Here is an 11,626-nt window from a genome sequence, read left to right as displayed (position 1 = left end):
CATAAATCAAAAGCATGGATATGAGGGTGGCACTTTCGTGTTTAAAAAGTGGGCTAATGTCTTGATGATTCTGAGTTTGGTATTTGCCGTATGTTCCCCGACATCCCACGCTGCCGCCAAAACGGTTAATGTAACTGTGACACTGGTCAGTGCGGAACTGGTAGAGAATAACTCCGTAGGTAACGATTGGGCCCTAGGTGCAAGTGTGAACGGTAAAAACCTGAATGAAGGTTCTTCTGTTACATTAAAGCTGAAATCAACAGATACGTTGAAATTAAAAGCGAATGCCGAAGAACAGGACAAGATTCCGGATAAGGGAAGCAAAAGCACCAACGTTAAAGTATCCTCCTTCTCCAAATCGACGAATAAGACCCTTTCCGTTGTTGTGAAAGAGAACAGGGGCCGTTATTCGGGTAACACGGCGACGTGGGAGTTCAAGTTCAAGATTAGCAAAAAGTAAAAACAGGAAAATGGTAAGAAAAAAAGAGAGCTGCCAGCTCTCTTTCTTTTTGTAATTATTCCTTACTTTGTTCTTTGGAGCCTGATGAGGAGGATCGAATATATTGCGGTGGATGAACGTCGTCAATCATTAAAATGCCGTCATACTGATCGCGCGGGACAAAACTCTCAGGGATCATGCCCCAGCTGTATGCAAATCGTGGTTCGAACATCCATGAGTTGCCTGTTTCCCTGTTCTGATACCGCAGGTCCAGGAAACTGTAGGGTGTATTCGTTGCTGACATAATGCCTTCAATGGAACCGGGTTTTGCCGGCTCAACGGCATGAAGTCCGCCGGAATTATCGGCCGTTTGACCGCTGGATGCATACAATCCCAAAACATAACTTGATTTTTTCATTTCTTCCGAAAGTTTTTCTCCCATCATGGTTATGGGATAGGGCGAGCCCATGACTTCGCTATGCGCCTTTCTTATGTGATCGTTATGTCCCCATACTATAAATTTTTCGTTTGGATACACTTCGGTTGCGAGCCACATGAGATTGTCGTGCATCGCCTGATCGCGCCACTCCATGGAATCAAAAAACGACTCATATTTTCCTTCATTCATTTCAGCCGCTGCACGGATCGAAAGATCGACATATTCCCTTGCTACACGAATTCGATCACTGAGGCTTCGCTCCAGCAGCATGGAAAGTTTCGGTTGATCCGGGTATTCTTTTTGCAGATAGGCCTGGTTCGATTTGGATTTCAGGGATTGAAGGACGTCTTTGTATACCTTGATAATTTCATTTTTCTCAGCGCGATAGGCTTTCAGATCCGTTCCGGCAGAGAATTTGGACAGCTTTTGTTCCGTTTGTGCGAGTCGCTTGGCGAGCTCTTTATCCTTCAGCCAGTTACCGTCCAATAGCGGGAATTGCAGCTGCATGTCGAAACCGGTTAGAATCAGGGGTTGTTCAGTCTGTGCGCTCGTTTTGAGATAATCGAATAAAGGCATGATTTCCTTGGACCACCAGACGCCGAAGATGGAGTTTTTCATCGTTTGTTCGGGAAGTTGCTGTTTTACCATGGCATTAGCAAGCGATGTGTTGGAAAGACCGCTTTCAAAGGCAAGAATGTTATATCCCATTTCCTGATGCAAAAACTGGATCAGCCGGGTTTTCGCCAGATTAAATTCGGCAACCCCATGGGAGCTTTCACCCAGAAACACAATTCGCTTGTCATAGAGTAGAGGTTTCAGCATCTCCAGATCCGAGAAGGAATCAGGCTCCTGACCTGTCTTCACAGGCTGGATGCTATCCAGTCGATATGCGTGATCTCTAGCCCATTCGTTCCATTCTGCAATTTTCTCATCCGATGTTTTTGCGGATTGCACCTGGGTTACCTGACCCTGTACGGTTTCCCTGGCTGATGATGCTGCAGCGCCTGCGTGCACTGCTGGATAGAGCGAACTTGCCAGTAAGGCTGAAGTCAGTGCAAGGACAGTACCAATCTTTCTTTTCCTGAAATAAATCAAAATTTAGCCTCCTTCATTCGTCGTGTAGTTGATAAATAAATGATTAAGTATTTGAACCATCCGGCTTATGTCTGCTCTTCGTCCCAGAACAGGTCATTCAGTGTTCTTGAGAGTGCCTTGCATATGGCAATACATAAGCTGAGGGACGGATTATACTTTCCCAGTTCAATGAGACCAATGGTTTGCCTCGATACACCAACGATCCGTGCCAGATCGTCCTGCGATAGATCCTTTTCGACCCGGGCGACTTTCAATCGTATATTTTTCATGCCCATTCACCCTTGTATCCTTTCTATGAATCCCACTGATCTTTTCGAGCGGCTTTTTGACTCGCCTTGTTTGCGAAGTGATGAACGATGACATTGAATCCTGCAAAGAGCGGAATATAAAGCAGCAGTGAAATAATAAAAACGAGGAAGAAAAACCACCACTTCTCATTCGCTGTTTCGGCAAACAAAACGGAACTTCGTATGCCCAGGAACAAGGCCATGGAAAAACCGATAATAAGACCCGTAATTATGTTGCGCAGGCTATATGAAATTTTGCTCGTCTGGTCATGGACCTCAACTTCATCCGAATAAATGCCCAGCATGACGGAACGAACTCCGAAATAGATACTTCCTGCGAGAAGGACGATCACTTCCGTCAGCATGGAGTAAGTCTCCCAACTGAGAAAGCTTTTGATCAGGATGGAGATGCCGCAGATCCACATGATTAAAGTGTAAGCTTCCTTATACACCTTGTTTTTCAGATTGACGATACGCTCATCCTGATTGCCATTTGTTTTAAACCATTTCATGATTGACCTCTCCTTCATAGAGATTTGAAAATAATGTGGTAAATATTTCTTATGAACTTCATGATAATATTATTTGAGGCTTTTTGCAATATATATATGTCATTTTGTTTGGTATAAAATACAATCTGTGAAAATAAAACAAATCTAAAGTTACACAATAACGTACAGCGATTGGTAGAGGACGCTGCAATCGAAATGGCAATGTGTATCATCCAGCAGGAATTGATTTACTGCCCATATGGCATAGTTTTTGGTAATATATACAAAGTGTTTGATAAGACAGGAGGTTTATATAGAGTATGAGAATCGTGGATAACATCAAAGTTTGGGGGGAGCCGCTGGAGAATGCGGTAAGTCAGGCAGTGACTTGCTCGCAGCATGGCGATGTGCTTGGCGTAGCTCTAATGGCCGACCATCACAAAGGATATTCGCAGCCGATCGGAGGTGTGGTCGCCTACCGTAATATGATCAGTCCGTCAGGAGTCGGATATGATATTGCCTGCGGTAACAAAGCGGTACGCACCAACCTCATGTGGGAGGAGATCAAGGATCAGATTGGCGTTATTATGGATGATATCAATGCAAACGTATCGTTTGGCGTGGGCAGGAATAATCCAACCCCAGTCGATCATGAGCTGTTTGATGATGCCAGCTGGAAATTGTTCGACACAATCGAGCCTGGATTGCAGCACAAATTAAAAACACTGGCACGTAACCAGCTTGGCACTGTAGGCAGTGGCAATCATTTTGTAGATATTTTCGTGGAAGAATCAACGGGCAAAGTATGGATTGCGAATCATTTTGGCAGTCGTGGATTCGGCCATAAGGTTGCGAGCGGATTTCTTAATCTGGCTGCGGGTCGTGAGTTTAGCGGGAAGGCACCCGGAGAATCCATGGATCAGCCGCCTACGTTGTTTGACCTGAACAGTGAAATGGGTGAGATGTATTGGGACGGAATGACTCTCGCAGGCCGTTACGCCTATGCAGGCCGGGATTACGTTATCGACCAGGTGCTTGATATTCTTGGAGCAAGTGCGGAGTATTCGGTGCACAACCATCATAACTTTGCATGGAAAGAACAGCATATGGGTGAAGATGTGGTGGTTGTCCGTAAAGGGGCAACTCCGCTGGCTCCTGGGCAGCTTGGTTTTGTGGGAGGAAGTATGGGAGATATCTCTGTAATTGTGGAAGGAATCCACAGTGAGGAGAATAGCGAGTCATTCCGTAGCACCGTACATGGGGCAGGACGGATTATGAGCCGTACTCAGGCCGCGGGCAAAATGAATTACAAGCTGCGCACACGCATGGGCGGTGAGATCAGCGAGGAACAGATGCAGGCAGCAATTCGTGCCTATGGTGTCGAGCTGAGGGGCGCAGGCACGGACGAAAGTCCTTTTGTGTATAAAAAGCTGCAGGATGTATTGAATGCTCATGCACACACCTTGAAAATTAATCATTTCCTGCGCCCTGTCGGTGTTGCCATGGCTGGTGGCAATGAATTCGATCCATACAAGGACTAATTAGCCCTCTAGTTGACGTCACACATAACAGGAACTAACATAACCAAAGAAGGTGAACTCATGAGAAACTGCGCATTGTACAGCTCCCAGTTTGACCTGGATCAGCTGTTTGAACTCATTCAATCCATCTACCCACAGGATAAGATCGAGCGCAAGGAAGACAAAACACATATTCAAGTGATTCGCAAAAAGTGGCTTAGCAAGAAGACCAAAGGTTTCAACATCATGACAAGTCAGACAAACCCCGAGGAGTTCACCTCAATGATTCAGGGCATGATGGGCTTCCTGAGTCAGATTGAGGGACGCAATCCGGCAGTGCAGGAGAAAGTGCTGATCAAATGCTCGACCCTGAACATGGTCGTTGGGATTGAGACTGAAGAGGACATATCCGAGGAGTTCTTCCAGGAATTATTGAAGCTTGCCCAAGGACTGGATGCGGTTATTTTCTGGGGCGGAGGGTCCCTACTCAACGCACAAGGGCAGTTATTGCTCGATGTCAACGGAGAATCCGAGGTGGAAGATTACAAGGTAACGGCGCACACCAGCTTTTTGGATGATGTCAGACCGCATTCCGAGTCTGGAGCCTGGCGAAAAGAAAAGTCCGAGTCCATTTTGGCAAAACAGGGCATTCCATTCAATGTTCATTTGCCCGCCAGGGCCGGAGATGAGCACACAATGATCCGAAGTGCAGAAGAAGTGGCACGGCGTGCAGTTGCCCTCTGTATCGCAGCACTCAAGGGTGAATGTCTGGGTGCCGGAGAGAGTGCGGAAGATACGGCAGCGCTGGTTCAGGAAGTCATCGACAAGTACGATGCGGCCTCATTTTTCTCACCTGTCGAGAAGAGGTTTATCGAGCAGCATGGGGCTGAACAACAGGATGTAATCTCTTTTTCATGGGGGTACGAGGCTTATCATGTAATGTTATGGGCGCTTGGTTACGTCGAGGAACTTGGAGCTCCAGTAGATCTGTGTAACGTTGGACAGGCTGTAGGATATTTGCAGCAAAAGGACACTTTTGAGGATTTTCTGGCCGAAGCATCCCTGCGCAGCAAAAGTGAAATTCTGGACGCTGCTGACCTGATCTACCGTTACAACTGGGTATGTGTAGACAGCCGTGTGAATGACCAGGCACCTCCTGCCGGGTTGAATGGTGGAGTCGCTTATGAACGTCACCGTGCGTTAAATTGGCTGATATGTTATCTGGATCAGGAATGGGATGATGTACGGACAGATACGTAACGCCCTAAATAGGATATATCTAATTTCAAATACCCCCAGCCAGTAAAACACTGGTATGGGGGTGTTTTTTGTCATTGCAGCTGTTTATCCGCTATGTCGGCTGTATTGTTCCCGGATGATGACGTCTGCCATGATCAATTTTTTCTCCACATTACTCTCGGGGTTTACGATGCGCCACAACATCTGGTCCACTGCACGCGCACCAAGCAATTCCTTGTTTACGTTGACCGTGGCGAGCACCGGAATATTGTCGTACAAATTATCAAAACCCGTGACAACACATTGATCAGGTACGGTTATTCCCATGCTCTCCAGTGCTTCAATCGTGTAGAGCGCGGAGAAGTCATTGGCACATACAAACACCTCTGGCAAGTTGGCTTCATGAACCACTGACGTAAACGTTTGGCGGAAATCATCGACGGCTGGACTGCACAACTCCGGTATCTGATTCATTTCTATACCATTGCCCATAAGCACAGAACTGTACGCGATCCATCGTTCATAGAAGCTGTGAGCATCGCTGATATTCCCGACAAATTGAAAGCTCTTGAAACCCTTACGAAGGAGATATAGCATGATTTCACGCATCGAAGTAAAGTTGTCTGTAAAAATGCTGTCACTGTGGAAGACCGGATCGAGATGATCAACCATAACAACGGGAATCCCCAGGCGCTTAATTTCAAGCAAAATGGGGGTGGTAATCGAACCTACCGTAATAATGCCCCGAATGGCATCGGGATTTAGCAGTGTAAATAATTGGTCCGCAGAAGGCTCCGTGAGGGTAAGAATATTGATCCCTTTCTGGTTCAGTCTGGATGATATCCCGTTAAAGACGGGCCCCCAGTAGACAGACTCCTGGTTTTGGTAACGAACATTTGGAAACAAAATGAGGATCGTTCCGCTCCAACGCATGTGTTGTGGGTCGTGAAGTTCATTGCTGTTGTTCATATCGCCAGATAACATGCTGTTATCTTTGAAATATCCAAGTTTGCCAGCGGCCTTAAGGATAATGTCCCGTGTCTGATCACTCACACCGGATTTCCCAGAGAGTGCACGTGAGACCGCAAATTTTGACAGACCCGTAAAATGTGCTATTTCCTGAATTGTTACCTTCGTCTTCATCATACCATCCTTACATTCTTAGTTCTGCCGTATTCTTGACCATGTAGCATGAAACTGATTCCAGTATATCATGATATATTTCCTCTAATCTAATAACGGACACAGAATAATAAATGTTAGTGATCCCTAGGATTGTACGATGGAATTGGAACGACAGAGATGAAGTTTTTGAGAGTAAAGCACGAATTCTGTCTTAAAAATTATGAATTTGTTATTTTATAAAATAACAAATTTTAAAGGTTGAAAATCGCTTTATTATCGATACACTCAGAAGACAATGTGATGAAAATACTGTTAAACAGCCTTTTTTTACTGGTTATGTCAGCATCATAACAGAAAAAATAGAAAATGTTAACAATAAAATGTTGACGCTTACATTTTGCTATGTTAAATTTTGTTTGTTCGAACCAAACGATAAAATAACAAATGGCGGTGGTGGTCTAATTTTATTAGGTGGGGTGAGGTTGGTTGTTTTTGCATGACCGTATTAGACACACACATTCGGGGAGGTTGTACAAATCATGAGAAGAAAATGGAACGTTCTGCCACTGATGTTACTGGTCGTGATGCTATTTGTATCCGCTTGCAGTGGCGGGGGTACAACGCAGACTGGGACCGATGCAGGGGGAGCAACGAACTCAGGAAACAGCACCGAAGTCGCTGAGACAGATAAAGAAGGCGGAGCGGAAGAAGCGGCAGTCGATGTACCGGATTTGGGTGGACGCGTCATCAAGGTTGCTGCCTGGTGGGATCTAAAACCGGCGGGGGAGACAGCCTCAGATAAGGCTCGTCTCGATAAGATTGCTGAAGTCGAGAAGAAATATAACGTGAAAATCGAGTTTGTAAACGTCCCATTCGAAGAATACATGAATAAATTTACAACCACTGCGCTGGCTGGCGAACCATTCGCAGACATCGTTCAAATGGAATACAAATCTGCACTTCCCGCCATCCTCAAGGGGCAACTACTGCCGATCTCCGAATTCACCACAGCTGAGAACAACATCAATCAGGAGGCCAACCTGATCACAAAATATCCTGCCATTGCAGGTGATTACTACTCATTCGATAATCCGATCAGCATCGGTCTGGGACTTCACTATAACCGCGATTTGTTCAAAAAATTGTCGCTGCCTGATCCGCAGGAGCTATATAACAAAGGTGAGTGGGATTGGGACAAATTTATGGAACTGGCCAAACAGGCAACCAAAGATACGGATAATGACGGCAAAATCGACGTATACGGATTCTCCGGCTGGCCGATCGACGTGCTTCGTCACTTTACCGCTGCCAATGGCGGCACGATCGTAGATGACGAGAACGCAAAAGAAGGGTTGTCCGACCCCAAAACCATTGAGGCTGCCGAATTCGTTAAACGCCTGTTTAACGTGGAGAATGTCGTGAAGGTCAAGACGGGAGACAAAACCAACTGGGAGGAAAGCAATACATTCAAGGATGGAGACGTTGCCTTGTTCACCGCCGCTGAATGGCAGCTGGGGGATATTACCTTTGCTGCTGGTGTAGTCCCTATTCCGAACGGACCTCAGGGCAGCAAGGATGTGACTTACGCCAACAACGCAGCCTCCGCGAAGTTCATTCCCAAAGGTGTAGAAGATCCTAAGATGGTATACCAAATTTACGAAGAGACCTTCGACATCCCACAGATTGAAGAATACCCGGGTCAGGATTACCTGGAGAGCCGTTATACAGATGAGAAGGACATCACCATGATTCGCGAACATATTGCGGGCACGGGACGCATCCTGCTGGATGATGCCTACGCAGGCTATCCAATCGGTGATTATGTCAACGATATCATTAAAAATAATGCTTCCGTTACTGCAACAGCCGAGAAGTACAAAGCGCAGGCACAAGCTGCGATTGATAAACTCGGCAAACAATAACACCAGCCGTATATCAGGCAGAGGTGCTGCGTGCCCGAGAGTTACGCGGCGCCTCTTTTCCTGAACCCTGAAACAGGGTGAAGCTGGCATCAGCCTTGATGAGGAGGACTCGTAGAATGGCTGGAATTCTACAACGAAAGAAATGGATCCTGCCCACAGTAATGGTAGCAGCGGCAGCCTGCGTCATACTGTATTTTACCTCCGGTACGGACGTAGAGAGTGCAGATGTTCCGCCTGGCAGTCTGCCTGCCATTGAGGTGGATGCCATTTTGCAGCAGACGAGGCAGAAGAAAGGGTATGAACAATATCTGTCCAAAGCAGGCGATGCCCCACTGCCGAATGTGGACATCACCATTGAAGCAGAGGACTACAAACGGGCGGAAGGTGAAGAGGTACGCAAACTGAATGATTATGAGGGCATGGCAGGTGTATCGCTTCATACCGGAGAGACGGGAGAGGTTGACTGGGTTGTGGATGTGCCGGAAACCGGACTGTATAACCTATCCGCTGTTTATTTTCCCGTAGAAGGCAAGAGTTCTGCGATTGAGCGCGCATTGTATATTGACGGTGAACTTCCGTTTGCAGAAGCCGCCTATTTGCAGTTTGACCGGGTATGGGGCAATGAGAAAGAAGCCGCCCAACAGGATAATCAGGGCAATGATCTTCGTCCCAAACAAGTGGAGAAACCTCGCTGGATGGAAGAAACGTTTCAGGACTCAGACGGGTACGAACAGGCTCCATTCAGGTTTTATCTGGAAAAAGGGGAACACACCCTAACGCTGAAATCATCGCGTGAACCGATGGTAATTCGATCGATACGGCTATTCAATGAGAAGCCTACCGTTCCATATGCGGAGACTGCAGGGGCGCAGCAGCCGGATTCTACCGGGCAACCGAAAGATGTGCTCATTCGGGTTGAAGGAGAAGCGGCAGTGGCCAAATCCTCACCTACGCTATACCCGACCAGTGAAAGATCAAGTTCAGCGGTATCTCCTTACAGTGCTTCCCAGGTACGCATCAATACGATTGGTGGCTATAACTGGCGTCTGCCAGGACAGTGGATCGAATGGGAAGTGGATGTGCCGGAGAGTGGACTTTATCATATCGGTTTTACTGCACAGCAAAATTTCGTCAAAGGCATTTATTCCACGCGCAAGCTGACCATCGATGGCGAAGTTCCGTTTGCCGAGATGACCAAAGCGCCTTTCCGTTACCAGAGTGACTATCGCATTGATGTGATGGGAGGCAAGGAAGCATACAAGTTTCAGCTGGAAAAAGGCAAACATGTCATACGGCTGGAGAACAGCCTTGGTGACTTCGCGCCACTCATCCGCAATGTGGAGGACAGTCTGTATAACCTGAATTCCATGTATCGGCGAATTCTGATGATCACGGGGACCAAGCCTGATGAATTCCGGGATTACCGGGTGGAGAAGCAGATTCCGAATCTGCTGGAGGTGTTCAGCGGGGAAAGCAAACGCTTGAAGGAAGTAGCAGCGCAGCTTCGCATTCTGTCAGGTCAATCCAGTGATCAGGAAGCGTTAATCAAAACGATGGCCCAGCAGTTGGATGAGATGATCGACAAGCCGGATACCATTCCAAGAAGGCTTGCCGCTTACAAAACGAATACAGGCGGGCTCGGTACATGGGTGCAGCAGGCTCGTGAGCAACCGCTCGAAATTGATGCCCTGTATGTTGCGTCTCCCGACCGCAGCATTCCCGATACAGGCATGGGAGCGCTGGCGAAGATCGGTCACGAGGCGAAGACTTTTTATAATTCATTTTTCATCGATTATAACCAGATCGGAAACGTATCCACATCGGAAGATCAGCGAACGGTGACGGTATGGATCGGTAGTGGACGTGATCAGGCCAATACAATGAAAGCCATGATTGATGAGACGTTCACACCCGAGAGTGGTATCAACGTCAATCTGAAGCTGGTTAACATGGGTACGTTATTGCCAGCCACATTATCGGGTGAAGGGCCGGATGTAGCAATGCAGATCGGCAATGATCTCCCGGTGAACTTTGCCATGCGTAACTCGGCCGTTGACCTGACCAAGTTCAGTGACTATACCTCGGTGGAACAGGAATTCCGGGGAAGTGCCATCGTACCTTACGTCTATGATTCAGGCGTATATGCCTTGCCGGAAACACAGACCTTTAATATGTTGTTTTACCGGAAAGATGTCATGGAAGAATTGGGCCTTGAAGTTCCTCAAACATGGGATGATGTCGAGAGCCTGCTGGCGATTCTGAGCAAAAATCATATGGAATTTGGCATGCCGGTGGTGGCCCAGGCCAACATGCAGGGTGTCAACATTCCGCCTAACTCGCAGTATGCAACGATGCTCCTGCAGAACGGAGGCTCGTTTTATCGTAATGACGGCAAGGAATCGGACCTGGATTCCCGCATCGGTATTGAGACATTTAAGAAATGGACAGAGTTTTATACCGATTACAAGCTGGAGCGGGAATATGACTTTGCCAACCGTTTCCGGACAGGGCAGATGCCAATTGGTCTGACGGATTACACGATGTATAACCAGCTGTCCGTATTTGCCCCGGAGATCCGCGGATTATGGGGGTTTGTTCCTGTCCCGGGTACTGTGCAGTCGGATGGAACATTGAATCGGGACGTTCCGGGCGGCGGCAGCGCGGTCATGATGCTCGAGAGCGCCAAGGATCAGGAAGCTGCATGGGAGTTCATGAAATGGTGGACCAGTACACCAATCCAGGCCGAGTTTGGTCGTGAGATGGAAGGACTGATGGGTGCAGCTGCACGTTATCCGACCGCCAACATCAAGGCACTCGATTCGCTCCCGTGGCCCGCTGAGGATTATGCGAACCTGAAGGCACAATTCGAGACGGTGAAGGGCATTCCTGAAGTGCCTGGCGGTTATTTTACCGGACGTCATCTGTTTAATGCCTTTTACAAGACGGTTGTAGGACAAGTGGAAGCAAGGGAATCCATTATGGACTACACCCAGTATATTCAGGACGAGATTCGCGTCAAGCGTAATGAATTTGGTCTTCCGTAAGCAGAGGGAGGGTTAACCGTGTCAC

9 protein-coding genes are annotated in these 11,626 nt (G+C 47.4%); 5 read left to right on the top strand and 4 right to left on the bottom strand.

Going from position 1 to position 11,626, the window contains the following annotated elements; all coding sequences use genetic code 11:
* Positions 1-37: 37 nt before the first annotated feature.
* On the top strand, positions 38-460 hold the full coding sequence (locus tag AB3N00_RS10065; RefSeq protein ID WP_413034392.1) for a hypothetical protein: 423 nt from the start codon (positions 38-40) through the stop codon (positions 458-460).
* A gap of 55 nt (positions 461-515) precedes the next feature.
* Here the strand turns inward: AB3N00_RS10065 and AB3N00_RS10060 are convergent, their stop codons facing one another.
* The 3 genes from AB3N00_RS10060 to AB3N00_RS10050 form a co-directional block, all read right to left on the bottom strand.
* Complete coding sequence (locus tag AB3N00_RS10060) at positions 516-1,973, bottom strand: erythromycin esterase family protein (RefSeq protein WP_413034391.1); 1,458 nt, start codon at positions 1,971-1,973, stop codon at positions 516-518.
* A 65-nt stretch (positions 1,974-2,038) separates the two neighbouring features.
* Entirely contained in the window at positions 2,039-2,242 is a 204-nt protein-coding gene (locus AB3N00_RS10055; protein WP_175399435.1) for a helix-turn-helix transcriptional regulator, read from the bottom strand.
* A 23-nt stretch (positions 2,243-2,265) separates the two neighbouring features.
* Positions 2,266-2,772, bottom strand: coding sequence for a DUF6773 family protein (locus tag AB3N00_RS10050; RefSeq protein ID WP_413034390.1), 507 nt, complete (start codon positions 2,770-2,772; stop codon positions 2,266-2,268).
* A 299-nt stretch (positions 2,773-3,071) separates the two neighbouring features.
* On the opposite strand from AB3N00_RS10050, the gene AB3N00_RS10045 reads away from it, so the two are divergent.
* Together AB3N00_RS10045 and AB3N00_RS10040 are read left to right on the top strand one after the other, a co-directional pair.
* On the top strand, positions 3,072-4,292 hold the full coding sequence (locus AB3N00_RS10045) for an RtcB family protein (RefSeq protein WP_413034389.1): 1,221 nt from the start codon (positions 3,072-3,074) through the stop codon (positions 4,290-4,292).
* A 60-nt stretch (positions 4,293-4,352) separates the two neighbouring features.
* Positions 4,353-5,531 carry a DUF4272 domain-containing protein gene (locus AB3N00_RS10040; protein ID WP_413034388.1) on the top strand — a complete coding sequence of 393 codons (1,179 nt, stop codon included), beginning with the start codon at positions 4,353-4,355 and terminating at the stop codon, positions 5,529-5,531.
* A gap of 84 nt (positions 5,532-5,615) precedes the next feature.
* Here the strand turns inward: AB3N00_RS10040 and AB3N00_RS10035 are convergent, their stop codons facing one another.
* Entirely contained in the window at positions 5,616-6,653 is a 1,038-nt protein-coding gene (locus AB3N00_RS10035; protein ID WP_413034387.1) for a LacI family DNA-binding transcriptional regulator, read from the bottom strand.
* Between the two features lie 521 nt (positions 6,654-7,174).
* Between AB3N00_RS10035 and AB3N00_RS10030 the strand changes: the two genes are divergently transcribed.
* Together AB3N00_RS10030 and AB3N00_RS10025 are read left to right on the top strand one after the other, a co-directional pair.
* A complete protein-coding gene (locus AB3N00_RS10030) occupies positions 7,175-8,557 on the top strand; it encodes an ABC transporter substrate-binding protein (protein WP_413034386.1) in 1,383 nt (460 codons plus the stop codon).
* Between the two features lie 116 nt (positions 8,558-8,673).
* A complete protein-coding gene (locus tag AB3N00_RS10025) occupies positions 8,674-11,601 on the top strand; it encodes an extracellular solute-binding protein (RefSeq protein WP_413034385.1) in 2,928 nt (975 codons plus the stop codon).
* The last annotated feature ends 25 nt before the right edge of the window (positions 11,602-11,626 follow it).

It is taken from the genome of Paenibacillus xylanilyticus (assembly GCF_047246825.1).
In the GTDB taxonomy this organism is placed as follows: domain Bacteria; phylum Bacillota; class Bacilli; order Paenibacillales; family Paenibacillaceae; genus Paenibacillus; species Paenibacillus xylanilyticus_B.
Note: the sequence above shows the minus strand (reverse complement) of the source record. Positions and strands in the feature narration are given on the sequence as shown.

Bases quoted from the DNA above. Each gene is read 5' to 3' on its own strand.
- AB3N00_RS10055 (WP_175399435.1), bottom strand. From the start codon at position 2,242: ATGAAAAATATACGATTGAAAGTCGCCCGGGTCGAAAAGGATCTATCG.
- AB3N00_RS10035 (WP_413034387.1), bottom strand. From the start codon at position 6,653: ATGAAGACGAAGGTAACAATTCAGGAAATAGCACATTTTACGGGTCTG.
- AB3N00_RS10050 (WP_413034390.1), bottom strand. From the start codon at position 2,772: ATGAAATGGTTTAAAACAAATGGCAATCAGGATGAGCGTATCGTCAAT.
- AB3N00_RS10045 (WP_413034389.1), top strand. From the start codon at position 3,072: ATGAGAATCGTGGATAACATCAAAGTTTGGGGGGAGCCGCTGGAGAAT.
- AB3N00_RS10025 (WP_413034385.1), top strand. From the start codon at position 8,674: ATGGCTGGAATTCTACAACGAAAGAAATGGATCCTGCCCACAGTAATG.
- AB3N00_RS10030 (WP_413034386.1), top strand. From the start codon at position 7,175: ATGAGAAGAAAATGGAACGTTCTGCCACTGATGTTACTGGTCGTGATG.
- AB3N00_RS10040 (WP_413034388.1), top strand. From the start codon at position 4,353: ATGAGAAACTGCGCATTGTACAGCTCCCAGTTTGACCTGGATCAGCTG.